General features: G+C 70.6%; 26 protein-coding genes and 1 tRNA gene. 14 read left to right on the top strand and 13 right to left on the bottom strand.

Going from position 1 to position 24,271, the window contains the following annotated elements; all coding sequences use genetic code 11:
- Positions 1-63: 63 nt before the first annotated feature.
- The 3 genes from rdgB to murI are packed head-to-tail and all read right to left on the bottom strand — an operon-like array spanning position 64 to position 2,239.
- Positions 64-660, bottom strand: coding sequence for an RdgB/HAM1 family non-canonical purine NTP pyrophosphatase (gene rdgB / locus ABMQ42_RS15435; protein WP_349723879.1), 597 nt, complete (start codon positions 658-660; stop codon positions 64-66).
- Positions 657-1,397, bottom strand: coding sequence for a ribonuclease PH (rph, locus tag ABMQ42_RS15430; protein ID WP_349723878.1), 741 nt, complete (start codon positions 1,395-1,397; stop codon positions 657-659). Before rph ends, rdgB begins: the two co-directional genes overlap by 4 nt.
- On the bottom strand, positions 1,394-2,239 hold the full coding sequence (gene murI, locus ABMQ42_RS15425) for a glutamate racemase (RefSeq protein ID WP_349723877.1): 846 nt from the start codon (positions 2,237-2,239) through the stop codon (positions 1,394-1,396). Before murI ends, rph begins: the two co-directional genes overlap by 4 nt.
- A gap of 40 nt (positions 2,240-2,279) precedes the next feature.
- Here murI and ABMQ42_RS15420 point away from each other — a divergent pair, with 40 nt between their 5' ends.
- Entirely contained in the window at positions 2,280-3,599 is a 1,320-nt protein-coding gene (locus ABMQ42_RS15420; protein WP_349723876.1) for a nicotinate phosphoribosyltransferase, read from the top strand.
- A 7-nt stretch (positions 3,600-3,606) separates the two neighbouring features.
- On the opposite strand, the gene ABMQ42_RS15415 is transcribed toward ABMQ42_RS15420, so the two are convergent.
- The 3 genes from ABMQ42_RS15415 to ABMQ42_RS15405 are packed head-to-tail and all read right to left on the bottom strand — an operon-like array spanning position 3,607 to position 6,196.
- Positions 3,607-3,873 (bottom strand): DUF3039 domain-containing protein, encoded by a 267-nt coding sequence (locus ABMQ42_RS15415; RefSeq protein ID WP_349723875.1) that lies wholly within the window; start codon positions 3,871-3,873, stop codon positions 3,607-3,609.
- Between the two features lie 41 nt (positions 3,874-3,914).
- Positions 3,915-5,390 (bottom strand): hypothetical protein, encoded by a 1,476-nt coding sequence (locus ABMQ42_RS15410; protein ID WP_349723874.1) that lies wholly within the window; start codon positions 5,388-5,390, stop codon positions 3,915-3,917.
- A 47-nt stretch (positions 5,391-5,437) separates the two neighbouring features.
- The gene (locus ABMQ42_RS15405; RefSeq protein WP_349723873.1) at positions 5,438-6,196 is read right to left on the bottom strand and encodes an ABC transporter ATP-binding protein; all 759 of its coding nucleotides are present in this window, start codon (positions 6,194-6,196) and stop codon (positions 5,438-5,440) included.
- Positions 6,197-6,888: 692 nt separating this feature from the next.
- On the opposite strand from ABMQ42_RS15405, the gene ABMQ42_RS15400 reads away from it, so the two are divergent.
- The 6 genes from ABMQ42_RS15400 to ABMQ42_RS15375 all read left to right on the top strand — a co-directional run bounded on the left by ABMQ42_RS15400 (position 6,889) and on the right by ABMQ42_RS15375 (position 12,359).
- Positions 6,889-7,581, top strand: a complete 693-nt coding sequence (locus tag ABMQ42_RS15400; RefSeq protein ID WP_349723872.1) for a phosphocholine cytidylyltransferase family protein — start codon at positions 6,889-6,891, stop codon at positions 7,579-7,581.
- Between the two features lie 3 nt (positions 7,582-7,584).
- Positions 7,585-8,508, top strand: a complete 924-nt coding sequence (locus ABMQ42_RS15395; RefSeq protein WP_349723871.1) for a hypothetical protein — start codon at positions 7,585-7,587, stop codon at positions 8,506-8,508.
- A 128-nt stretch (positions 8,509-8,636) separates the two neighbouring features.
- Entirely contained in the window at positions 8,637-9,659 is a 1,023-nt protein-coding gene (locus ABMQ42_RS15390) for a sulfate ABC transporter substrate-binding protein (RefSeq protein WP_349723870.1), read from the top strand.
- A 1-nt stretch (position 9,660) separates the two neighbouring features.
- Entirely contained in the window at positions 9,661-10,506 is an 846-nt protein-coding gene (cysT, locus tag ABMQ42_RS15385) for a sulfate ABC transporter permease subunit CysT (RefSeq protein ID WP_349723869.1), read from the top strand.
- A complete protein-coding gene (locus ABMQ42_RS15380) occupies positions 10,499-11,350 on the top strand; it encodes a sulfate ABC transporter permease (protein ID WP_349723868.1) in 852 nt (283 codons plus the stop codon). Before cysT ends, ABMQ42_RS15380 begins: the two co-directional genes overlap by 8 nt.
- A gap of 4 nt (positions 11,351-11,354) precedes the next feature.
- On the top strand, positions 11,355-12,359 hold the full coding sequence (locus ABMQ42_RS15375; RefSeq protein ID WP_349723867.1) for a sulfate/molybdate ABC transporter ATP-binding protein: 1,005 nt from the start codon (positions 11,355-11,357) through the stop codon (positions 12,357-12,359).
- A 3-nt stretch (positions 12,360-12,362) separates the two neighbouring features.
- On the opposite strand, the gene ABMQ42_RS15370 is transcribed toward ABMQ42_RS15375, so the two are convergent.
- Positions 12,363-12,821, bottom strand: coding sequence for an RrF2 family transcriptional regulator (locus ABMQ42_RS15370; protein ID WP_349723866.1), 459 nt, complete (start codon positions 12,819-12,821; stop codon positions 12,363-12,365).
- Between the two features lie 196 nt (positions 12,822-13,017).
- On the opposite strand from ABMQ42_RS15370, the gene ABMQ42_RS15365 reads away from it, so the two are divergent.
- The 4 genes from ABMQ42_RS15365 (at position 13,018) to ABMQ42_RS15350 (ending at position 15,996) form a co-directional block, all read left to right on the top strand.
- A complete protein-coding gene (locus ABMQ42_RS15365) occupies positions 13,018-13,302 on the top strand; it encodes a hypothetical protein (RefSeq protein WP_349723865.1) in 285 nt (94 codons plus the stop codon).
- 4 nt (positions 13,303-13,306) lie between these two features.
- On the top strand, positions 13,307-13,528 hold the full coding sequence (locus ABMQ42_RS15360; protein WP_349723864.1) for a hypothetical protein: 222 nt from the start codon (positions 13,307-13,309) through the stop codon (positions 13,526-13,528).
- Positions 13,529-13,628: 100 nt separating this feature from the next.
- A complete protein-coding gene (locus ABMQ42_RS15355) occupies positions 13,629-14,870 on the top strand; it encodes a DUF4192 family protein (protein WP_349723863.1) in 1,242 nt (413 codons plus the stop codon).
- 100 nt (positions 14,871-14,970) lie between these two features.
- A complete protein-coding gene (locus ABMQ42_RS15350) occupies positions 14,971-15,996 on the top strand; it encodes a glycosyltransferase family 2 protein (RefSeq protein WP_349723962.1) in 1,026 nt (341 codons plus the stop codon).
- Between the two features lie 3 nt (positions 15,997-15,999).
- On the opposite strand, the gene ABMQ42_RS15345 is transcribed toward ABMQ42_RS15350, so the two are convergent.
- From ABMQ42_RS15345 to ABMQ42_RS15335, 3 genes are read right to left on the bottom strand one after another with little or no spacing between them, the layout of a single operon-like run.
- On the bottom strand, positions 16,000-17,436 hold the full coding sequence (locus ABMQ42_RS15345) for a CDP-glycerol glycerophosphotransferase family protein (protein ID WP_349723862.1): 1,437 nt from the start codon (positions 17,434-17,436) through the stop codon (positions 16,000-16,002).
- A complete protein-coding gene (locus tag ABMQ42_RS15340; protein ID WP_349723861.1) occupies positions 17,433-18,701 on the bottom strand; it encodes a CDP-glycerol glycerophosphotransferase family protein in 1,269 nt (422 codons plus the stop codon). Before ABMQ42_RS15340 ends, ABMQ42_RS15345 begins: the two co-directional genes overlap by 4 nt.
- 41 nt (positions 18,702-18,742) lie before the next feature.
- Positions 18,743-20,278 (bottom strand): S1C family serine protease, encoded by a 1,536-nt coding sequence (locus tag ABMQ42_RS15335; protein WP_349723860.1) that lies wholly within the window; start codon positions 20,276-20,278, stop codon positions 18,743-18,745.
- A 99-nt stretch (positions 20,279-20,377) separates the two neighbouring features.
- On the opposite strand from ABMQ42_RS15335, the gene ABMQ42_RS15330 reads away from it, so the two are divergent.
- A complete protein-coding gene (locus ABMQ42_RS15330) occupies positions 20,378-21,577 on the top strand; it encodes a pyridoxal phosphate-dependent aminotransferase (protein WP_349723859.1) in 1,200 nt (399 codons plus the stop codon).
- A 14-nt stretch (positions 21,578-21,591) separates the two neighbouring features.
- Here ABMQ42_RS15330 and ABMQ42_RS15325 read toward each other — a convergent pair whose 3' ends face one another.
- Complete coding sequence (locus tag ABMQ42_RS15325; protein ID WP_349723858.1) at positions 21,592-22,404, bottom strand: carbon-nitrogen hydrolase family protein; 813 nt, start codon at positions 22,402-22,404, stop codon at positions 21,592-21,594.
- Positions 22,405-22,505: 101 nt separating this feature from the next.
- Here ABMQ42_RS15325 and ABMQ42_RS15320 point away from each other — a divergent pair, with 101 nt between their 5' ends.
- Both ABMQ42_RS15320 and ABMQ42_RS15315 read left to right on the top strand, forming a co-directional pair.
- Complete coding sequence (locus ABMQ42_RS15320) at positions 22,506-22,856, top strand: carboxymuconolactone decarboxylase family protein (RefSeq protein WP_349723857.1); 351 nt, start codon at positions 22,506-22,508, stop codon at positions 22,854-22,856.
- Positions 22,857-22,861: 5 nt separating this feature from the next.
- Positions 22,862-23,383, top strand: coding sequence for a flavin reductase family protein (locus ABMQ42_RS15315; protein ID WP_349723856.1), 522 nt, complete (start codon positions 22,862-22,864; stop codon positions 23,381-23,383).
- Between the two features lie 47 nt (positions 23,384-23,430).
- Here the strand turns inward: ABMQ42_RS15315 and ABMQ42_RS15310 are convergent, their stop codons facing one another.
- Positions 23,431-24,081, bottom strand: coding sequence for a YceI family protein (locus tag ABMQ42_RS15310; RefSeq protein ID WP_349723855.1), 651 nt, complete (start codon positions 24,079-24,081; stop codon positions 23,431-23,433).
- Between the two features lie 96 nt (positions 24,082-24,177).
- Positions 24,178-24,254: transfer RNA gene (locus tag ABMQ42_RS15305), tRNA-Met, on the bottom strand.
- Positions 24,255-24,271: the final 17 nt, after the last annotated feature.

The raw sequence follows: 24,271 nt of genomic DNA, 5'->3' as shown, positions 1-24,271 counted from the left end.
CCAGGCTAGGGTGCGGGATGCCGCTCAGCGGCAGGATCGGCTAGTCGGGAATGACTCTCATGCTCAGATCAGTGCGAGCAGCGGCTGCAGCGCCTCGAACGCGCGGGCGCGGTGCGACCGGGCGGTCTTCTCCTCGTCCGTCCACTCCCCGACGGTGCGCTCCGCATCGGTGGGCTGCTCGTCGGGGACGAAGACGGGGTCGTAGCCGAACCCGCCGTCGCCGCGGGCCGCCGATGCGATCCGCCCCGGCCAGACGCCCTCCACGACATGCTCGGTCCCGTCGGGCAGCACGAGCGCAATGACCGACACGTAGTGCGCGGCCCGGTGCGGATCGGAGACATCGGAGATCTGGTCGAGCAGAAGCTCGCGGTTGGCGACGTCATCCTTGCGGTGGCCCGCCCAATAGGCGGAGAAGACCCCCGGCGAACCGCCGAGCACGTCCACACACACCCCGGAGTCGTCGGCGAACGCTGCGTGGCCGGTGTGCGCGGCGGCCGCACGCGCCTTGATGAGCGCGTTCTCGGCGAAGGTCACGCCGTCCTCGACGGGTTCGGGGCCGTCGTACCCGACCAGTTCCAGATCGGGACGCGTCGCGGCCACGATGCGGCCGAACTCCACGACCTTGTGCGGGTTGTGCGTCGCGAGGACCGCGCGGGTCACTGCGCGGCCTCCAGTGCCGCGGTCTGGATGTCGCGCAGCTGCGCGCAGCCGTTCACGCCCAGCTCGAGCAGCGCATCCAGCTCCCGCTTGTCGAACGGTGCTCCCTCGGCGGTGCCCTGCACTTCCACGAACAGGCCGCGACCGGTCACCACGATGTTCATGTCGGTCTCGGCGCGCACGTCCTCGACGTAGGCGAGGTCGACCATCGGCTCGCCGTCGATGATGCCGACCGAGACCGCCGAGACGGAATCGTAGAGAACCGTCGACTTCTGCGCGATGAACTTCTTCTCACGGCCCCAGGCGATGGCGTCGGCGAGAGCCACGTACGCTCCGGTGATCGCGGCGGTCCGGGTGCCGCCGTCGGCCTGCAGCACGTCGCAGTCGATGACGATGGTGTTCTCGCCGAGTGCCTTGGTGTCGACCACGGCGCGCAGGGCGCGGCCGACGAGGCGCGAGATCTCGTGGGTGCGCCCGCCGATGCGTCCCTTGACCGACTCGCGGTCGTTGCGGGTGTTCGTGGCGCGCGGCAGCATCGCGTACTCCGCGGTCACCCACCCCTTGCCCTTGCCGGTCAGCCACCGCGGCACGCCGTTGGTGAACGACGCCGTGCACAGCACCTTGGTGTTGCCGAAGCTCACCAGCGCCGAGCCCTCCGCCTGCGCGCTCCAGCCGCGCTCGATCACGACGGGACGCAGTGCGTCCACGGTGCGCCCGTCGGCGCGAACGGTCTCGCTCATATCTCTCCTCGAAGGAAGGCCGCGTCGTGCGGCAGGTCGATGACTCCGGTCTGCACGAGCTTCACGCTGCGCACCTCGCGGCCCATGAGGCGGTGCGCGAGCTCGAGGAACTCGTGCTCGGAGTCTCCGGTGGCTTGGTATTCATGGCGGCCCGCGGCATCCGGCCCCGCCAGCAGGTCGCGCGACACGAGCTGCCGGTAGACGTCCTTCGCGGTCTCGGTGTCGCTCGAGACCAGCGACACGTCGGCGCCCATCACATAGCTGATGGCGCCCTCCAGGAACGGATAGTGCGTGCAGCCGAGCACGAGCGTGTCCACCCCCGCGTGCCGCAGCGGCGCGAGGTACTCCTCCGCGACCGCGAGCACCTCGGGCGAGCCGGTGATCCCCGCCTCCACGAACTCGACGAACCGCGGGCACGCCTGGGCGAACACCGTGAGGTCGGCATTGACGCCGAGCATGTCCTGGTAGACGCCCGAGCCGATCGTGCCGGCGGTGCCGATCACGCCGATCCGCCTGTTGCGCGTCGTCGACATGGCCGTGCGCGCGGCGGGGCCGATCACCTCGACGACCGGCACGTCATAGCGCTCGCGGGCGTCGCGCAGCATCGCGGCCGAGGCCGTGTTGCACGCGATGACGAGCATCTTCACACCCTCGTCGACGAGGGTGTCGAGCACCTCCAGCGAGTACCGGCGCACATCGGCGATGGGCTTGGGCCCGTACGGAGAGTGCGCGGTGTCGCCGATGTAGCGGATCGACTCGCGCGGCAGCAGCGCCGAGACGGCGCGGGCGACGGTGAGTCCGCCGACCCCGGAGTCGAAGATTCCGATCGGCGCATCATTCACGATCGTCAAGCCTACCCGGCGCCCCGATATGCTGACCCGCATGAGCACGGCACTGTTCACCGACCGCTACGAGCTGACCATGCTGGAGGCCGCGCTGCGCGACGGCACCGCCGCGCGCCACTGCGTGTTCGAGCTGTTCACCCGGCGCCTCTCCGGCGCGCGCAGGTTCGGCGTCGTGGCGGGCACCGGCCGTCTGCTGAGCATGATCCGCGACTTCCGCTTCGCCGAGGACGAGCTCCGCTTCCTCCGCGACAACAGGGTGGTGGATGCCGCGACCGTCGCCTTCCTCGAGGACTACCGGTTCACCGGGTCGGTGTCGGGCTACCGCGAGGGCGAGCTGTACTTCCCCGGGTCCCCGCTGCTGACCATCGAGGGCTCGTTCGCCGAGGCGGTCGTGCTGGAGACGCTCGCCCTGAGCGTCCTGAACTACGACTCGGCGGTCGCGACCGCCGCGTCGCGCATGTCGATCGCCGCCGGCGACCGGCCGTTGGCCGAGATGGGCTCCCGACGCGCCGGCGAGCACTCCGCCGTCGCCGCCGCCCGCGCCGCATACATCGCGGGCTTCGATGCGACGAGCAATCTCGAGGCCGGGCGCACCTGGGGCATTCCCACCATGGGAACCGCCGCGCACGCGTTCACGCTCCTCCACGACAGCGAGGAGGACGCCTTCCGCTCCCAGATCGAGGCTCTGGGCGTCGGCACCACGCTGCTCGTGGACACCTATGACATCCGCACCGGCGTCGAGACGGCGATCCGGGTTGCGGGAACCGATCTCGGCGGCGTGCGACTGGACTCCGGCGACCTTCCGATCGTCGCCGCCGAGGTGCGGACGCAGCTTGACGAGCTGGGTGCCACCGGCACGAAGATCACGGTCACCAGCGACCTCGACGAGTACGCGATAGCAACCCTCGCGGCAGCTCCCGTCGACTCCTACGGCGTGGGCACATCGCTGGTGACGGGCTCGGGCACACCCACGGCCGGGATGGTCTACAAGCTCGTGGCCCGGCAGGCCGGCGACGGCTCGTGGGTCTCCGTCGCGAAGGCCTCGACCGACAAGACGTCGAAGGGCGGCCGCAAGGCGGCGTTCCGCACGCTGGATGCGGGCACAGCGACGCAGGAGCTCATCACGGTCGCGGACGGGTTCGAAGAGGTGCCGGGCGCCTCCGAGCACCCGGACTCACGCCCGCTGCAGACGACCTTCGTCTCGCACGGAGACATCGACACGTCGTTCGAAGGCGCCGCCGGCGTGGCAGCCGCACGATCTCATCACGCGCGGGTGCGAGAGGAACTGCCCGTCCGTGCACTCGCGCTCAGCCGCGCCGATCCGGCGATCCCGACCGTCTACGTCGAGGTCGAGTAGGACCGGATCAGGCGCGCAGGCCCTCGTAGATCTCTTTGCAGGTCGGGCAGACCGGGAACTTCTCGGGGTCGCGCCCCGGGGTCCACTTCTTGCCGCACAGCGCGCGCACCGGCTTGCCGGTCAGCGCGGACTCGAGGATCTTCTCCTTCTGCACATAGTGCGAGAAGCGCTCGTGATCGCCGGGCTCGATGGTCTCCTCACGGATGAGCTCCTCGAGCTCACGGTCGAGAGTGGCGATACCGCCCTGGTCGGGGCTTTCGATCGGCGTGCTCATGAACGCCAAGTCTAGTCGCGTGCGCCGCGGCCCGTGCGCGTTCAGGCCGCCTCTGCGAGCTCGAGCAGCCGTGATCCGCGGCGCTCGAACACGAGCGCGCCGATCGCCAGACCCACCGCGAGGACCGCAGCACCGATCAGGAGCCCGCCCCAGAATGCCACGCCGACGAAGCGGCGGTCCGCAAAAGAGAGCCATCCCCACCACACGGCGGGGATCGACACGAGCAGACTCCCCAGCAGCACTCCGCCCTGGGCGAGCGCGCCGCCCGATCCCGTGCGCTCGGGCTGGCGGAACGGACTGTCACCGGGGTGGGTGACCGGCGACGGCGCGGCAGCCGACGCGATGCTTGAGAAGCCGAGTCCGCTCAGGAAGAGACTCGCGCACACACCGACCATCACCGGCGCCACCGCCCAGTCGCCGTGCAGCCCCACCGAGACCGGGATGACCACGGCCAGCACGACGGTGCCGATCACCCCGACGGGGATGAGCCGGCCCACACGATCGGAGATCCCCCGCACGCCGCTGGCGACGTGCAGCCAGATCGCGGTGGAGTCGTACGCCAGGTCGTTGTGCGGGAGCCAGCCGAGGAACAGCGCCAGGAGGGGCGCCGGCACGAGCACCACCCAGGCGAACGGCTGGCCGACGATCATCAGGGGCACCATCGCGACCACGGCGATGACCGGCAGCACCGCCAGGTTCGCGAGGTACCGCGCGTCGGTCAGCCAGTACAGCAGGCTGCGTGCCGCGACGGCGCCCGCGGGGGTGCCCGGTGTCACGGCGAACCATCCGAGGCCGCCCATCCCCCGCGCCGCTGCGGGCGGCTCGACGGTGTGCAGCGCGCGATGCACGAGTGCCCACCACGCAGCGGCGAGCAGGACGACCGTCCCCACCGCGATCACGATCGTCAGCGCGGCAGGTCTCCACGGCAGCGCCCACGCGGCGCCCAGCGGCGTGAGGGCGAGGATGCGCACCGCCTCGACGAGGGTCCCGGGAATGCGCCCGTTCCACTGCAGCGATACCAGGAAGACCGCCACGGGGATCACCAGCACGAGCAACCCCACGAGCAGGGCGCCGGTAAGCTCCCGCGAGCGTCGGGGCGCGAGGAAGAGCCCGGCCACGCTGCGCAGCACCCGAGCGGCCAGCAGGCAGGTGATCAACCCCAGCGCGGCAGCCACGACGGCCACCGGCCACTGCGCACCGCGTCGGATCCAGAGGACGGCGAAGCAGACGGCCACGGCGGTCTGGGCGAGAACCGGGACCGTGAGCATCCCGGCCGCCGCCAGTGCGGCGGCGAGTCTCCCCGACGACAGCCCGAACCCGCGGAAGGCCCGCGGGTCCATCGGATCCCCGGAACCGCCGAACAAGGGCGCGACGACGAAGCCGAGGGTGATCGCACTCCCGCTGAGGACGGTGACGACGCCGGCTGTGTCGGCGCTGACCGTCTGCAGCTGCAGCGGGCCCCCGCATCCGACCGCCACCGCGGCGACGAGCACGACGAGGCCGAGGGCCGTCCGCACCGATGCTCCCCCACCCCGCCGAAGCGGCGCGACCAGGAGCGCGAGCCTCAGTCGGAGAATCCGTGCAGCCACTCCAGGCCCTCCACGTCGCTGAGCCCGCCGGCGAGCTGCAGGAACCTCTGCTCGAGCGTCAGCTCGCCGCGCACGTCGTCGACGGCGCCCTCGGCCAGAACCTGACCCGCGACGATCACGGCGACCCGCGCGCAGACGCGTTCGATCAGCTCCATGCCGTGACTCGAGAGGATGACCGTCCCGCCGTGATCGACATAGGTGGTGAGGATGTCGAGGATCACCGCCGACGAGACCGGGTCGACGGCCTCGAACGGCTCGTCGAGGATGAGCACGCGCGGCGAATGGAGCAGGGCTCCCGCGAGCATGACCTTCTTCGTCATGCCCGCCGAGTAGTCGGACACCGGACGCCCCAGCGCCTCGACCATGTCGAAGGCGCGGGCCAGGTCGCCGATGCGAGAGGTGACGATGCCGGCGTCCAGGCCGCGCAGCATCCCGGTGTAGAAGAGCAGCTGCCGGCCGCTCAGACGATCGAAGGTGCGCAGCCGATCGGGCAGCACGCCGATCATCCGGGCGATGTCGCGGGGATGTCGCCGCATGTCGACACCGTCGATCTCGATCGTCCCCTGGTCGGGGCGCAGAAGTCCCGAGATCATCGACAGGGTCGTCGTCTTGCCGGCACCGTTCGGTCCCAGAAGACCGTAGAAGGTGCCGGCGGGAACGGTCAGGTCGATGCCGGCGACGGCTGCCGTCGAGCCGAACGACTTCGTGAGCCCGCGGACCGTGACCGCCGGCATGCCCGTGCGCGCCCGGGCCGACGGCGCGATCGGTGCGACCTGCGGGTCCGTGTCCGCCGGCTCTGCGGGCGCGATCTCCGGCTCGGACTCGGGAACTGGCTCCGGCTCGGGAACTGGCTCCGGCTCCGGCTCAGGCTCCGGCTCAGGCTCAGGCACCGGTTGGGGCTCAGGCACCGGTTCGGGCTCAGGCACCGGTTCGGGTTCAGGTACCGGAACAGGCTCCGGCACCGGCAACGGCGGCTTCGGCGGGATGACGAGATCATCCAGGTCGCCGGTCGGAAGCGGAGGCGCCGCGGGCAGTGGCGGCTTGGGCGGGATGATGATCCCGTCGATGGACGTCACCGCGGCATCCACCCTCTCGCGTCCTCCTCCGCGCTTCTTCTTCTTGCGCGGCGTCCGCGGAGCACGCGGTTGCGAGGCCACCGGCACGTCCGCCCCGCCCGCATCGGCCGAGGTCTGAGCTGTCGCCGAGCGTGGATCGCGTGGCACCGGAAGGGAGGCTGTCACCGGTCCAACGTATCAACCGAGCCTTGGAGTGGCACCCTGTGAACCTGCCGTGTCCTCGGTAACGAAACAGAACATCCTCTGTGATTGCCCGGTGTCCCCAGCAAACTTCGCTACCATGGTTGCAGCACGACGGGGTGTCTCGCCGGCATGGCCGGGATCCCAGACACAGACTCCAGGAGCTGATAGTGACTGTTCAGACCGTCATCCTCGCCGCGGGCATGGGCTCGCGCCTCGGGCGCAGCCTGCCCAAGTCGCTCACCAAGCTCAACGACGGCCGCTCGATCATGGGCCAGCAGCATGACAACCTGCACGCGGCCTTCGGGCGCGACGTCCGCATCACGACGGTCGTCGGCTACCGGGCCGAGACGATCGTCGAGGCGTTCCCGAAGGCGGACTACGTCTACAACGACCGTTACGACCAGACGAACACGTCCAAGAGCCTCCTCCGCGGCCTGTCGTCGACCGGTCGCGGCGGCGTGCTGTGGATGAACGGCGATGTCGTGTTCGACCCGCGCATCCTCGGCCGGGCGATCCCCTACATCGAGGCCGACCAGTCCTTCGTGGCCGTGAACACCTCGAAGGTCAGCGACGAAGAGGTCAAGTACACCGTCGCCGCGGACGGCTCCATCAAGGAACTCTCCAAGACCGTCGTCGGCGGTATCGGCGAGGCGATCGGGATCAACTACATCTCCAGCCGCGACAAGAAGGCGCTCATCCGCCAGCTGCACCGGGTCGACGACCAGGACTACTTCGAGCGCGGTCTCGAGTTCGCGATCTTCGACGACGGGCTCAAGCTCGTTCCGATGGACATCTCCGACCTCTATGCGGTCGAGGTCGACTTCGCCGAAGACCTCGATCGGGCCAACCTCTACGTCTGAGTGATGGCCAGGCGGGTCCACCGCATCGACTCCCTCCCGGACGATGCGCCGTGGTCCGGAGGACTCCCCCCGGAGGGCTCTTCCGATCATCCGCTGATCGTGCGCGCTCTCGACCGCGTGCTGGCGATCCAGCGCCCCGCGGTGCTCGCGCACCTGCGCAGTGTCAGGTTGCGACATCCTGACGCCACGCCCCCGCAGATCGCGCGCATCCTCGAACGCCGCTACCTCGCGACGGTGTCCACGAGCGGCGCCGCGGTGGGCGCCACGGCGGTGATCCCCGCGGTCACGACGGGTGTGACGCTCGCCCTCAGCGGTGTCGAGACGCTCGGCTTCGTGGAGGCCACCGCGCTCTTCGCACAGTCACTGGCAGAGCTGCACGGCATCCGCGTGGAGAACCCCGATCGGGCACGCGCACTCGTGCTCACGCTGATGCTGGGGACCGAGGGCGTCGACCTGCTCACCCAGCTCGCACACCAGGCCACGGGGCGCGGACCGTCCCGGGGCGCGTACTGGGGAGAACTCGTCACCACATCGCTGCCTCGCGCCGCCGTGGGCCCTCTCGTCGATCGTCTGAAGAACACCTTCATGAAGCGCTTCGCCGTCGCGGGCGGCACCTCGTTCGTCGGCAAGGCGCTGCCGTTCGGCATCGGCGCGGTGGTCGGCGGCGCCGGCAACGGCATCCTCGGCCGTCGCGTCGTGGTCGGCGCCCGTCGGGCCTTCGGTCCGCCGCCGGCTCACGTCCCGGCGGAGATCGAACCACGCGCCGGCGCTCTCCGCGTCGAACACCTCATCGGACATCGACTGCGCGGCGCGAGCAGGGCCATCGGCGGCGCTGCCGCCCACACCGCGCGCGCGGTCGGCGACGCCGCGCATCGCGCCCGCCGTACGCGCGGCGCCGAGCCCGGCACAGAGCCGGGCGACGACTGACCTCCGTCATCGGGCGACTTCATCCGCCGTGAAATCTGCACGTATCTCTCAATTACGAGTATTCTGATCTACATTCACCAGAAAACACGGCGCCGCGATCGCACGCGGCGTGAGGACGGACGAACACCATGAACCCACGCACACCCGCGGTCGCTCTCGCACTCATCGGCGCTCTCGCGCTCACGGCCTGCTCGGGGGCGGGCGCGGCATCCACCGATTCCTCCGGCTCCGTCGCCATCGTCGGATACTCCGTGCTCGAGGAGGCGAACCAGGGCGTGCAGAAGGCCTTCCAGCAGACGGAGCCCGGCAAGGGCGTCGTCTTCACCGAGTCGTACGGCGCCTCGGGTGATCAGTCCCGCGCCGTCGCCGCGGGGCAGCGCGCCGACGAGGTGCACCTCTCCCTCGAGCCCGACGTCACCCGCCTGGTGGATGCCGGGCTCGTCGACGCCGATTGGAAGGACAATGACACCGCCGGAGTGTGCACCGACTCGGTGGTCGTCTTCGTCGTGCGCAAGGGCAACCCCAAGAACATCACCACCTGGGCTGATCTGATCAAGCCGGGTGTGCAGATCGTGACGCCGGACCCGGCCTCGTCCGGATCAGCAAAGTGGAACCTGCTCGCCGCCTACGGCTCGGCAGCGGCGAACGGCGGTGACGCGGCGGCCCAGTCGTACATCACGAGCTTCTTCGACAACGTCATCGCGCTGCCCGCGAGCGGACGCCAAGCCACCAGCACGTTCACCGGGGGAAAGGGCGACGTGCTCATCTCCTATGAGAACGAGGCGATCCTCGCCCGGCAGTCGGGCTCCGATTTCGACTATGTGGTGCCCGACAGCTCGCTGCTCATCGAGAACTCCTGCGCGCTCCTGAAGGATCACTCCGACGCGGCCGAGAGCTGGCTCGCGTTCCAGAAGAGCGTCGACGGGCAGAAGGAGTACGCCGCGACGGGGTACCGCCCGCTCGCCTCCGTCGCCGACCAGGTCGGAACCCTGACCGTCGACGGCGCCATGACCCCGGACGACCCGTTCCCGACGGTGGACCACCTGTTGACCATCGACGGCGATTTCGGCGGGTGGGATGCCGCGAACAAGAAGTTCTTCGACGCCGACAACGGCATCCTCACGAAGATCCAGAGCGAGGCGGGATTCTGACATGGCGACCGTCACCGTGCCCCGCGCCACCGCGTCGCCGCCTCGCGGCGACCGGCGCGGGGCGCGGCGCCTGACCCGCACCGCCGGATTCGGGCTGGGCCTTGCCATGACATGGTTCAGTCTTCTCGTGCTCATCCCCCTGGCTGCTGTGGTCGTGAAGGCCGCCGGCGGCGGCTGGACGACCTTCCAGAGCGTGCTGACCGATCCGGGCACGCTCGTCACCCTGCGCTTCACGATCCTCACCGCGGTGGGCGTGACCCTCCTGAACGCCGTGATGGGCACCCTGATCGCCTGGCTTCTCGTGCGCGACGCCTTCCCCGGCAAGCGCATCCTCGATCTGGTGATCGACATCCCCTTCGCGATGCCGACGATCGTCGCCGGGCTCGTCCTCCTTGCGCTCTACGGTCATGAGGGCCCCCTCGGCATCGATGTGTCGGGCACCAAGCTCGGCGTGGTGCTCGCCATCGCGTTCGTCACGCTCCCGTTCGTCGTCCGCGCGGTGCAGCCGGTGCTCGCCTCCCTGGAGACGGATGTGGAAGAGGCCGCGGCGTCGCTGGGCGCCTCCCGCTGGACGACCCTGCGCCGCATCATCCTGCCCTCTCTTCTGCCGGCGATCACCGCCGGAGCCTCGCTCTCCTTCGCGCGCGCGATCAGCGAGTACGGCTCGGTGGTGCTGATCAGCATGAACGCGCGCGGAGTCGAAGTCATGTCGACCGAGACGTACCGCTACATCGAGGGCGGAGACACCGCGGCCGCCGCCGCGGTCGCGGTTCTGCTCCTGGTCATCGCCCTCGTGACGATCATCGTGCTGGATGTGCTCCAACGGAGGGCGGCACGTCGTGGCTGATGCGTCCAGCGCCACCCGCACGTCCCCGCGCCGTCGGACCTCCGCCGGCGCCTGGGTCGTCCGCGCGATCGTCGCCGTGTACCTGTTCCTGCTCGTCCTCTGGCCGACGGCCGTGCTCTTCCGGGGGGCGTTCGCCGATGGGCTCGGAACGATCACCGCGGCGATCGCGGATCCCGACGTGGTCCATGCACTGGTGCTCACCGGTCAGACGGCCGTGCTCGCCGTCGCGATCAACCTCGTCTTCGGCCTCGGGGTGTCGCTGCTGCTGGTCCGCTACGACTTCTTCGGAAAGCGGGTGCTCTCGTGGCTGATCGACCTGCCGCTCTCCGCGTCGCCGGTCGTCGTGGGGCTGGCCCTCCTCCTCGTGTACAGCCCGGTCTACGGATGGTTCGGACCGGGTCTGCGCGAGGCGGGCATCGAGGTGGCCTTCGCCATGCCCGGCATCGTGATGGCGACCTGCTTCGTCTCACTGCCTCTCGTGGTCCGCGAAGTCGTCCCGGTCCTGACCGAGCTCGGCGACGACCAGGAGCAGGCCGCACGCAGCCTCGGTGCCGGCGGCTGGCAGACGTTCCGCCGCATCACCCTCCCCGGCATCCGGTGGGCCCTGGTCTACGGCCTTGTCCTGAGCCTTGCACGCTCGCTCGGCGAGTTCGGCGCCGTCAAGGTCGTGTCGGGCCACGTCATCGGGCAGACCGCGACCGCGACCGTGGCCGTCGAGAGCGCCTATCAGAACAACAACACCGAACAGGCGTACGCCATCGCGGTCCTGCTGGTGCTGGCGACCGTGCTGTGCCTGGTGGTCGTCGCGATCCTGCACACCCGGGATGCGCGCGAGAAGGGATGATCCCATGAGTATCGAAGTGTCACAGGTCTCCAAGCGCTTCGGCGACTTCACCGCGCTCGACGACGTCAGCGTCTCGCTGCCGTCGGGCAAGCTGACCGCCCTTCTCGGACCGTCCGGCGGCGGAAAGTCGACGCTGCTGAGAATCATCGCGGGGCTCGAGCATGCCGACGCGGGGACGGTCCGCATCGAGGGGACGGATGCGACGCACCTGCCGCCGCAGCGCCGCAACGTCGGGTTCGTGTTCCAGCACTACGCGGTCTTCCGCCACATGACCGTCGCGAAGAACGTCGCTTTCGGACTGGAGATCCGGCGCCGCTCGCATGCGCCCTGGACCGCGGCATCCCGTGCCGAGCGGGCCCGGATCGCCGAGCGGGTCGACGAGCTGCTGCATCTCGTGCACCTCGATCCCTTCGCGAGCCGGCTGCCGTCGCAGCTGTCCGGCGGTCAGCGGCAGCGCCTCGCGCTGGCCCGGGCGCTGGCCGTGGACCCCGCCGTCCTGCTGCTCGACGAGCCTTTCGGCGCCCTGGACGCCAAGGTGCGCAAAGAGCTGCGCGAGTGGCTGCGCCGGCTGCACGACGACGTCCACGTCACCACGGTGTTCGTCACGCACGATCAGGAGGAGGCACTCGAGGTCGCCGACGAGATCGTCGTGATCAACGAGGGCCGCATCGAACAGGTCGGCTCCCCCGATCAGCTGTACGACAGCCCCGCGAACGACTTCGTCATGGGCTTCCTCGGCGACGTGACCACCCTCGGCGGACGACGCGTCCGCCCGCACGACATCGAGCTCCTCACGACTCCCACGCGGGTCGATGCCGTCGAGGGGACGATCTCGCGGGTGCTGCGCATCGGGTTCGAGGTGCGTCTGACCGTTCTGACCGACGTCGGCGAGGTCGTCACGGTCGAGCTGACGCGCGCGCAGGCGACCGGACTCGGCCTCCGTGAGGGGGCGACGGTGTTCCTCGCCCATGACGAGCCCGCTCACCGCCGGATCCTGCAGCCGGTGTGACGGTCAGTGCGGCTGCCACGCCTCGTCGTTCGCGGTGCGGGAGGTGATCTCGTCGGGCAGCTCGCGCTGCGCGAGCTGGGCGATGGAGACGCCCTCGAAGACATCGCGGAGCGCGTCGCGGGCCGCGATCCAGACATGCTGCAGCACGGAGGCGCGCTCGTTGTACGTCACCGCCTCGGGTCGGAGTCCGTACACCGAGACGAGCGGCCCGTCCACGGCCCGGATCACATCGGCCACCGTGATGGCCTCGGGCCGCTGAGCGAGGCGCCACCCACCGGACTGCCCGCGCTGCGAGAAGACGATCCCTGCCTTGCGCAGATCCGCCAGGATCGCCTGGAGGAAGCCGGAGGGGATGTCCTGCGCACGACCGAGCTCGTCGGCGCTCACGGTCTTTCCGTCCTCGCGCGCGGCGATCTCGATGAGGGCGCGCAAGGCATAGTCGGATTTCGCTGACACTCGCACGGTCCCAGTCTCGCAGATGGGGCGGAACGACCGCGCTCCGCGGCCGCTCCGCCGGTTCCTCCCCAGACCGGGGTGACGTCACGGCTCTCCACAGAACGGCGTGTGCCGCGGGCGTTCGGCGCCGGTGGCGTCGGTGGCCGCGCCTACCGTCGGCGGCATGTCACATCACGCCGATCAACCTCCCTGCACTCCGGACGTGCCCTGGCGCGTCGACAGCCTCTACGACACGCATCCGCTGGTGACGAACGCCGGAACCGAAGCCCTCGACTTCGTGCGGGCGCTCGTGTCGGCCGGGCGCGTGCGGCAGAGCCACCAGTGGGGTCAGATGCTCCCCGGCGAGACCGCCGAGCTCTGCCTGTGCGCGTACGACCTGGAGCGCACGGCCGTCACCCTCGCGTGGTTCCGGCCGGGTGATGGCGGTGAGTTCGCCTGGTGTTTCCGCCCCTGCGACGCTCCGACCGCGGCAACAGCGCAAGAATGAGGACATGGGACTTTTCGCCTCTCGACCCGAGGACCCGTTCGAGTGGGCAGGGCTGCCCTCCGAACCGCTCGGAGAGCGCACCGACGCCGAACTCCTTGAGTCGCCGCCGGTCGACCCCTTCGCCATCTCGACGTCGCAGGGCTCCACGTCGATCACGATCGAGGTGGATGCCGCGGCCGACGGCGACGCGTCCGCCGGCACCGGCACCGACGCTGAGGACGATTAGCGCGCTCTCGCCCGATCATCGATTCCTCCACAGCCCGCGTCTTATCCACCGATCATCACGAGGCCCGCGGCGCGGGTGCGGCGTTCGCCAGCATGGGGCGATGGACACCGCAGAACAGCCCACCATCCTCCGCTCGGCGAGCGGCGCCGACTTCCTCGCGACTGTGCCGGCACTGGCCGGCCGGACGATCAGCCACAGCATCGCCGTGATCCCCTTCACCGGCACGCGCACCTTCGGCCTGATGCGCATCGATCTCCCGCCTGCCGACGTCGGCGAGGACGCACACGATCGGATCGCGTCCGTGGCGCTGGGTGCGATGAGCCGCATCGACTGGTGCGACGGCGTGATGTTCGTCGTGTACGCCGACGACACGTTCCCCGCCGCGTTCGCCGGGCACGAGGCACTCGTCTCTCGCCTCGACGAGCGCTTCGAAGACGCCGGCTTCGCCGTCAAGGACGCGTTCTGCGTCGCCGCCGACGGATGGGCGAGCTGGTACGAGGAGGAGCCGCCCTTCGACGGGCACGACCTCGACGAGATCGCACGCAGCGCCCTGGGCGTCGAGGCCGCCCGCGCGTGCGGGAAGACGCCGCCCGTCCCCCACGATCGGGAGGGCGCGCTGCCACCGACGGATCCACGGACCCTCGCCGCGGTGACCGCTGCGGTGGACGACCTGCTCACCGACGCCACCGAGCGCAACGGCTTCGGGATGCGCATCCCGGCCGCCCTTCCCGACCCTGTCGATTTCGTCGAGGTCCTCCTGCGGCGCGAGGCCGACGACACGCCGCTGCGTGTGCTGGCCCAGTTCGCGGCGCTCAGCGTCCACCGCGCTCACCGCGACGTCATGACGCTCCAGATCGCCTTCGGGCGCAAGACCGGGCGCCGCGCCCGCGCGGAGAACGACCGCTGGCTCGCTCTGCAGCGCGAGCGCGGCCAGACGATGGACGACGTCGTCCGAGCCGAGTTCGAGGCGGCGGGCGGGCCGACGGCCTCCGAGATGGGTGAGCTCATCATCGGTGAGCGCAGCACACGGCCCCGGCCGGCTCGCATCCGCCGCGCGATCGGGATCCTGGGCCGCACCATCGCCCATCTGCCGGCCGACCTGCGCCCCGACCTGCTCAGCATGCTCGCCTGGCTGCACTGGGCGCTCGGATCGAGCACCGCGGCCGGCGCGCACATCGATGCCGCCCTCGCTATTGATCCGAACCACGGCATGGCGCTGATCCTCCGCACGCTGGTGGCGAGCGGGAAGATCCCGCAGTGGGTGTTCGCCCACTACAACGATGCGGGCGCGAGGCTGCACGCCGCGACCGCGTCGCGGGTGCCCGCGGCCTCATCGGTATGACGGCGCGGCGTCACCATGCGATGATCGAGGTGTGCAGGACGACGCCACCCGACATCGCGACGCGCTCGTGCCTCCGGTCGGCTCCGGCGTCTCCTTCGTGATGCCCGTCCTCAATGAGGCGGCCTACCTCGAGCGCGCCGTGCGGACGGTGCTCGCCCAGGCGGTCGACGGTCCCTCCGAGATCGTCCTCGCTCTCGGCCCCTCCACCGACGGGACGACGGAGATCGCACACCGCCTCGCTGCGGCCGACCGCCGCATCCTGCTCGTCGATAATCCCGGCGTTGACATCCCCAAGGGGCTCAACCTGGCCATCCGCGCGAGCCGACACCCGACCATCGTCCGGGTGGACGCCCATTCCGAGCTCTCCCCCGGCTATGTGCGCGCGGCTCTCGCAACCCTCGCCCGGACCCGCGCCGCCAATGTGGGCGGCGTGATGCGCGCCGACGGGCACTCGCCGTTCCAGCGCGCCGTCGCACGCGCCTACAACTCTCCGATCGGCCTGGGCGGCGGCGCCTACCACGGCGGCGCAGAGGCCGGCGAGGCCGAGTCGGCGTATTTGGGCGTCATGCGCCGAGACGTCCTCGAAGAGGTCGGGCTCTTCGACGAGACGGTGCGGCGCGGTGAGGACTGGGAGCTGAATCTGCGCATCCGCCGCGCCGGCTACCGCGTCTGGTTCGACCCGTCGCTGTCGGTCACCTACTGGCCTCGGGAGAGCTGGGTGCGACTGGCCAGGCAGTTCCGCGCCACGGGTGCATGGCGCGGCGAGCTCGTCCGGCGCTACGGACGCCGCAACTCGCTGCGATTCTTCGCCCCGCCCGCCCTGGTCGTCACGATCGCCGCCGCGATCGTCGTCGGCCTTCTGCAGCTCGCGCGCGTGCTCGGCGGCCGCGCTTCGGCCCTCGCCTCGATCATCTACCTCCCCCTGCTCGCCTACCTCGCGCTCCTCGGGGTGGTCACAGCGGGTCGCGGCGGAGGTCGTGGCTGGCGCGATCGATTCTGGACCCTCGTGGTGCTGCCCACCATGCATCTGGCCTGGGGCGCGGGGTTCCTGTCGGGCCTCGTGGCCGGCGCCCACGGCACCGTCGACACCTCACGGCTGGGGTCGCGCAACACCCCGTTGCCCTGACCGTCAGCGCTCCACGAATCCCTGATCGAGGATGCGCGCCACGACCCTCTCCGCGGCGTGTCCGTCGTCGCGCGCGTTGAAGGCCTCCCGCCAGCGCGCGTACCGCTCCGCCCACTCCGCGGCGTCGTACCCGCGGATCGCGGCGATGAGCTCATCCTGCGTGCGCACGAGCGGTCCCGGGGCGTGCGCCTCCAGATCGAAGTAGAAGTCGCGCAGGCGCCCGCGGTAGTGCTCCATGTCGGGCGTGAAGAAGAAGATCGGTCGCCCGGTCACGGTGAAGTCGAACATCACCGAGGAGTAGTCGGTGACCAGCGCGTCCGCGGTGGTCATCACCTCCGCCGCGTCCGGAAAGCCCGTCACGTCGATGACGCGGGACCCGGCCGCGTCCTGCCCGGGAAGGAGGGTCCGCGAGTGTCCGCGCACCAGCACGACCGCACCCGTCTGCCGGGCGAGCTCCTCCGCATCCAGGAAGTCGACGATCTCCTCGCGGTCATCGCGCCAGGTCGGCGCATACAGCAGCACGCGCTCATCCGCGCCGATGCCGAGCAGCTTCCGGGTCGCCCTGCCGTCCCCGGTGACCAGCACATCGTTCCGCGGATAGCCCTCGACCCAGATCGGGCGGCGCCGGAAGCCGTACGCTCCGCGCAGCGCCTTGGCACCGTACGGGTTCTGCGCCAGCAACACGTTCCATCGCGCCGACTCGCGCAGCGCCGCGGCCATGCGCCGCGGCGCGAGACCGCGGTGCAGCGCCAGGCGCTTCAGCGGCGTCCCGTGCCACGTCTGCAGAACCCGCTGACCGCCGCGCCGCTCGAAGCGCCTGCGCAGCCAGTCGTTGACGACCAGCAGCCGCGCCGCGCCGCGTGCGCGCCACCACTCCGGGCTGCCCTCGACCACGGCGACGGCGCCGTCGGGAATCGAGATCGACAGATCGACGACGCTCCAGTACCGCGTGACGTGCGGCGCGTGTCGGACGAGCTCGCGATCGATCGCCAACGGGTTGTCGCTGACGTTGCGCCCGTAGAAGCTCTCGAAGAACACGGCGTTCTCCAGCGTCGCCTTCGGCCGTGTCACGTACCGGCGCTCGAGGGCCGCCTGCCCCTCCCATGACTCGTAGGCGGGGTCCAGCGGCGCTCCGACGCTGACCGTGCCCGCCTCGACGCCGACCCGGAGCGCCCCCAGCATCGTGAGGGGGATGGATGCCGCGGGCACATCGGCCCCGTCGAGCACGAGCGTGTAGTCGCCGGTGGGCAGGGGCAGCAGCGGTCCGCCCCACCGCGCGGCGCGCAAGGGGACGACCGCACGCCACGTCTTGCCACGGCCCGTCAACTGGCCGTCGGTGCGTGCGCGCGCACCCACGAGCTGCACCGAGCGCGGCCGCGCACCCGTTCCCGTGAGGACGAGCGCCGGCGCGTCGCCCCCCTCGAGCCGCACCTCGGTCATCGTGCCCGCCTCCCCGCCGATGCGCGCGCGACGCCCGCGACGATCCCCGCGTGCACGCGTGCCGCATTTCCCCCGTCGCGATGCGCATGCACGAGGGCGTCCAGCGCACGGGCACGCGCCACGCGCTGCTCCCGGACGCGATCGTCCGCGAGCACCCCGTCGAGCTGGGCGATCGCCTCCGCCCAGGTGCGTGCCGCGCCGTCGCCGCCGACATCCGCATAGGTGCCGTACAGTCCGCGACGCGCGGTGTACGCCTCGAGGTCGGGCGCCAGCAGCACCGTCGGCAACGGCACCAGCGTGACGTCGTAGAGCAGTGACGAGTAGTCGGTGAGGAAGACGTCGAGGCCCGAGAGCACCGGCGTGACGTCCGCGAGCACATCGGATCCGAGCATCCTCACCCGATCCGTCGTCCGCGGCGGGGCGTACCGGCCTGCTCCCAGCGGATGCGAGCGCACCAGCAGCACCGCGTCACGCGCCTCGAGCATCGCGAGGATGGCGTCCCACTCCGCCGCATCCGGGATCGCGGCGTCCTCCACGCCGTCGCGCCAGGTCGGCGCGTAGAGCACCAGCCGCCGCTCCCCCACATCGCCCACGGTCGCCCCGATCACCGCACGCGCCGTGCGGCGCCGCTGCGCGGCATCCCCCCGCGACAGCACATCGACCCGTGGCTCGCCGGTCACCGGCACATGCGCATCGGCCAGCGAGAACGCGGACTCGAGCCGCCCGCGCACGAGATGCGACGCGGCCGGGAGAAGACCGATCTGCCGCGTCGTGCGCCGGTAGGCGAGTCGCAGGACCGCGCGCACGAGACGCGCGACCGGCAGGCGGCGGAGCACGGCGGGAACCTGGACGGTCTCGGGCGAGTCGATGCCGACGCGCTTGAGCGGGATCCCATGCCAGAGCTGGGCGATGAACGCGCCGCCGATCGCATAGCGGTTCACGTCGCCGAACCCGTGGGTCACCACGACCACGCGGGCGCGCGCGGTGCGCCAGAAGCCGCGCGCGGAGTGCCGGCGGATCGTGGGGATGCCGAGGGCCGCGGCCTCCCGGCGCTCACGCTCGTTCCCGACCAGCCAGACGGAGGGATGCTGCGCCGCCGCCTCGTTCCAGAGGGCGAGCGCGCCGTCGCCGACGCCCGCTCCGCAGCCGTAGACCCACTCGTCGGTGCTCCGCGGGATCACCACGGTCGCGAGCCGTCCCGCGACGTACAGCGGAATGCGCACCAGCTTGGCCATGTTCCCCGAGCTGAACGAGAAGGACGCCACCCCGCGAGCCTATCGCGGGGTGGCGTCCTCTCTCTGAGGGGTTACTCGGTGAGCGAGCCCAAGGTCACCTCGGTGGTCTCGGTCTTGCCGTCGCGGACGTACGTGACCTCCGCGGTGCTGCCGCTGGCCAGCGCCCGCACCTGCGCCGTGAGGTCCACGGCTCCGGTCACCGGCACGCCGTCGAACTTCGTGACGATGTCGCCCGCCTTCAGGCCGCCCTTCGCCGCGCCGCCGCCGCTGGTCACGTCGACGATGTACGCGCCCGTGATCGTGGCCCCTTGCACACTGGCCGCGTCGCGCACGCTCGCACCCAGCAGGCCGTGGGTGGCCGTGCCGTTCTTCATCAGGTCATTCGCGACGCGGTGCGCGATGTCGGACGGGATCGAGAAGCCGACGCCGATGGAACCGCTCTGATCGGACGAGGACGTGCTGCCGGCCGAGGCGATCGCGACGTTGATGCCGACCAGTTCGCCCTGACCGTTCACGAGGGCACCACCCGAGTTGCCCGGGTTGATCGGAGCATCGGTCTGGATCACCGCGATCTTGATGGTGTCGGTGGTCTGCGTCTGCTGGGTCTCGCCCTGACCGAAGTCGAAGTAGTAGGGGTTGTCGCCCTGCTGGCCCTGGCCGTTCTGCCCGCCGTCGCTGCCGTCGCTGTCGCCGCTGTCGGGAGCGGCCGAGGACGCGATCTCGATCGAGCGGTTCAGCGCACTGACGATACCGGTGGTCACCGTGTTCGACAGGCCGAGCGGCGCGCCGATGGCGACCGTCTGGTCGCCCACGTTGAGCTTGGACGAGTCACCCCACGTGATCGGGGTGAGGTCGGTCGCGCCGACGAGCTTGATCACGGCCAGGTCGTAGACCGGATCGGTGCCGACGACCTTCGCGTCGTAGATGTGACCGTCCGACGTCGTGACCGAGATCGTCGGGTCGGAGCTCTCACCGTCGAGCGTGACGACGTGCGTGTTGGTGAGCACGTACCCGTCCTTGCTCAGGACGACCCCGGATCCGGTGCCGGCGCTCTGGCCCCCGGTGACGTTGATCGTGACGACGCTGGGCACCACCTTGGTGGCGATCGCCGTCGTGGCGTTCACGCTGTCGGTGTTGTTGACCGTGACCACCTGCGGCCCCGACGACGTCGACGAGGCGTCGGACGGCCCCCACAGGTTCGCGCCCGCCCAGGTCGTGCCCACGCCGGCGGCGCCTCCGACGAGCGCGGCGGCGACGAGAAGCCCCACGACCTTGCCGGCGCCGGACTTCTTCTTCTCCGCCGTGCGCACCTGGCCGGTGGCCGGTGCCGCGGAGGTCGACGCCGGCGGCACGCCGAAGCCCTGACCCGGATACGGCAGGGTGGGCGACGTCGGCGAAGCCGCAGCGGGTGCGGATGCCGCAGCGGGTGCGGAGGGGGCGGATGCCGGCGAAGCCGGTGCCGCGTAGGGCGGATACTGCGGGGCAGGGCGAGCACCACCGGTCGGTGCCGCACCCGCGGCGCCCGTGGTGGGCGGCAGCGGCGGTACCGGCGGGATGGACGGCGATGCGGAGTTCTCCTCGGGACGGTTGTCCTGGTTCTCACTCATGGGGTGCTCCTTCTGGCTGACATCTGCCAGCATGGCGCTGGTTTCTGTGTGTTCCGTATGCCGCAACCGCGATCACACTATGCGGGTAGCGTGTGTCGTGTGCAAGACATTCCCGGAGCATGGCGCCGCGTCGCCGCCGGCGCAGGCCTGATCGGCCCCGACGGCACCGCCGCCCCCACCATCTTCGCCGAGATGAGTGATCTCGCAGCCCGCACGGGTGCTCTGAACCTCGGGCAGGGGTTCCCCGACGAGGACGGTCCCGCAGAGGTGCTCGAGGCGGCTCGCGCCGCGATCGCGAACGGCGTCAACCAGTATCCGCCGGGGCGCGGCATCCCGTCCCTCCGCACCGCGATCGCCGAGCACCAGCAGCGCTTCTACCGGCTGACGGTCGACCCTGACCGTGACGTCGTGGTCACCGCCGGCGCCACGGAGGCGATCGCCGCGACGCTGCTCGCTCTCATCGACGGTCCTGACGACGAGGTCGTCGTCTTCGAGCCCTATTACGACTCGTACGCCGCCTGCGTGGCGCTCGCCGGTGCACGGCTCGTACCGGTGCCTCTGCGCTGGCCCGACTTCCAGCCCGACCTCGATGCGCTGCGCGCAGCGGTCACCGACCGCACGCGCGTGATCCTCGTCAACGACCCCCACAACCCGACCGGTGCCGTGTTCGGCGCCGAGGTCCGGGAGGAGATCGTCCGGCTCGCCGACCGGCACGATGCCGTCATCGTCGAGGACGAGGTGTACGAGCATCTCGTCTTCGACGGCCCGCACGTCCCGCTGGCCACGCTGCCGGGGGCATGGGAGCGCACGCTGTCGATCTCGTCGGCCGGCAAGACGTTCTCGGTCACGGGATGGAAGATCGGCTGGGTCTCGGGTCCCGCCCCGCTCGTCGACGCCGTCCTCGCCGTCAAGCAGTTCCTCACCTATGTGAACGGCGGGCCGTTCCAGCCCGCGGTGGCCGCCGGACTCGCGCTCCCCGATGCCTTCTTCGCGTCGATCGCGGCGGCGCTGCGGCACAAGCGCGATGTGCTGGGCGCGGGGCTCCAGGCCGCGGGATTCGCCGTGTCGCGTCCGCAGGGCTCCTATTTCACCGTGGCGGATGCCGCGGCTCTGGGTGCGAGGGATGCCGCCGACTTCTGCCGCGCACTGCCCGAGCGCGCGGGTGTTGTGGCGATTCCGCTGACGGCCTTCGTGACGCCCGCCCACAGGAGCGACTACGCGACGCTGGTCCGCTTCGCCGCGTGCAAACGACAGGACGTGATCGACGAAGCCGCGCGGCGGCTGCAGACGCTCGCCTAGCGGCCGGCCGACGGTCACTCCGCCGGCACGACGCGGAATCGCCGCTGCTCCAGCACGGGATTCGTGCGGCGCACGGCCTCGATGACACCCGCGTCCAGGTGACCCACCGCGACGTCGGTCGCCGTCCCGACCGCCGCGGTGACGACGCCCTGCGGATCGACGATCATCGAGTTGCCGACGCCCAGCGGCGGCGGGTGGTCCGCCCCGGCGACGTAGACCGTGTTCTCGATCGCCCGCGCCTGCAGCAGCGTGCGCCAGTGCTGCTCCTTCAGCGGGCCGCGGACCCACTCCGCGGGCACCAGCACGGCGTCGGCGCCCGCATCGACGATGCGGCGCGTGACCTCCGGGAAGCGCAGGTCGTAGCAGGTCTGCAGGCCGAAGCGGAGACCGTCGACCGTGAACGTCTCCGGCTCGCCCACGCTGCCGGGCTCGATCCAGTCGGACTCGCGCTGCCCGAAGGCGTCGTAGAGATGCAGTTTTCGGTATGCGGCCACCGGGCCCGTGGCATCCACTGCCACCACGGCGTTGCGCACGCGGCGTCCGTCGACGCCCCGTTCGAGCAGCCCCGCCACCACGTGCACGCCGTACCGCGCGGCCAGTGCCGTGAGCGCCGAGGTGAAGGGCCCGTCGACGTCCTGGGCAAGTGCGGCCAGTTTCTCGTCGAACGGGTCGATGAAGGCGCTCGCGTACTCCGGGAAGACGACCACTCGCGCCCCGCGGCCGGCCGCGAGGTCCGTCAGTTGTTCGATCTGCCGCAGGTTCGCGCCGCCGTCACCGGTCGGGGCGAACTGTGCCACGGCGACGGCGACGGTCTGCGAGGAGGGCATGTCTCCATCCTCGCCAGGCTCCCGGCCCACGGCAAGCCCGACCCCTCCGGCCGGGCATAGCCTGGGGCTGCGGCGGTGCCCTCCGTCGCGGAAAGGACGACATGACAGACTCCCCGTACCCGAAGCGCACCCCCGAGCTGCTGCGGCGCCGCGACGAGGTCGTGCCCGACACGGCGGCGGCATTCCAGGCGTTCAGCCGCCAGGTGTTCGCCGCCGGCGCGCTCGATGAGAAGACCAAGCAGCTCATCGCGGTCGCGGTGGCCCATGTCACGCAGTGCCCCTACTGCATCGACGGGCACACCAGGCTCGCCGCGCGCAAGGGCGCGTCGGACGAGGAGATCATGGAGGCCGTCTGGGTCGCTGCCGAGATGCGTGCCGGCGGGGCCTACGCGCACTCGCTCGTGGCGCTGAACGCCCTCGACGCGGTGCACGGGCACCACCACGCCGGCTGACGACGGTGAACGGCCCGGACGCCCGCGTTCTCGGCGAGGACTCCCCTCGCGCCGACCAGGAAGCCTACAAGCAGCTCGCGACGCTGGCCGCGCGGGGCGTCGCCGTGGTCTCGGCCGTGCGCGGACGGTGGGATGTCGCAGCCACCGTCACCGACTTCCTCTCGGTGTCGTACGACCCGCCGACGATGGTGGTGAGTCTGTTCTCGCTCTCGCGCATCGCCGAAGCGGTCACCGCCTCGGGCCGATTCGCCGTGAGCCTTCTCGCGCGGGATCAGCGCGGCATCGCGGATCGTCTCGGAGCACCCGGTGCCCCGCTCGTGGGGCTGCTCGATCAGGTCCCGCACACACGACGTGAGGCCGGCGCGCCCGTCGTCATCGACGGTGCACTCGCCTGGTTCGAGCTCCGGGTGGTCGCCACGCAGGATGCCGCGACCCACGTCCTGGTCGTGGGCGAGGTCGTCGCCACGAGCGCGACCGCGCGGTGGAGTGCACGGCCGCTGGTGCGGTGGCGATCGGAGTACGAATAGGCCTCCGGCCGCCGCCGCTCGGTCAGACGGCGGTCAGCCGCCCTCGGTCAGGCGACCTCTTCGTCGTCGGACGCGTCGTCGTCAGCGTCTTCTGCGTCGGCCTCGTCGGTGGCATCGCCTGCGGCGTCGCCCTCCCGCTTGACCGCGGAGATCTCGAACTCGAGCGTGATCTTCTCCGAGACGAGGAGCCCGCCGGCGTCGAGCGGCATGTTCCACTCGAGTCCGTACTCACGACGGTCGAGGCGCCGTGTGCCCTCGAATCCCGCGCGCAGCGCACCGAAGGCGTCGCGGTGCGATCCGGTGAATTCGATCGGAACCGTGATCTGCTTCGTGACATCGCGGATGGTCAGATCGCCGAACACGACGAGTGCGTTCTCGCTGACCTCTTCGATCCGGGTGCTGCGGAACACGATCTCCGGCCAGGTCTCGGCGTCGAAGAAGTCAGCGCTGCGCAGGTGGTCGTCGCGCTGCGCGCTGCGCGTGTCGACACTGGCGACGCGCAGGATCACCTCGGCGCTCGAGTTCTCCGGCTCGTCGAAGTCGACGTGCAGGGTGCCCGCCACGTCGTTGAAGGCGCCACGGACGGTGGAGATCATCGCGTGCTTCGCCGAGAAGCCGATGCGCGTGTGGGCGGGGTCGAAGTCCCAGTCGCCGCTCAGGTCGAGTTCTTCTGCGGTCATGTTCTTCCCATCGGTCATTACACGAACTTCCCCAGTCTGCCACTTCATGGGATCAGCAGCAGAACGAGGCTGTGCACAACGAAGGCCCTCACTTTCGTGAGGGCCTTCGTCATTTGGTTGCGGGGGCAGGATTTGAACCTACGACCTCTGGGTTATGAGCCCAGCGAGCTACCGAGCTGCTCCACCCCGCGGCACATCAATAGCCTAA

Origin of the sequence: Microbacterium sp. KR10-403, assembly GCF_040196215.1 — a bacterium.
Classification (GTDB): domain Bacteria; phylum Actinomycetota; class Actinomycetes; order Actinomycetales; family Microbacteriaceae; genus Microbacterium.
The sequence above is the reverse complement of the archived record's forward strand: the minus strand, read 5'-3'. Positions and strand labels throughout refer to the sequence as shown.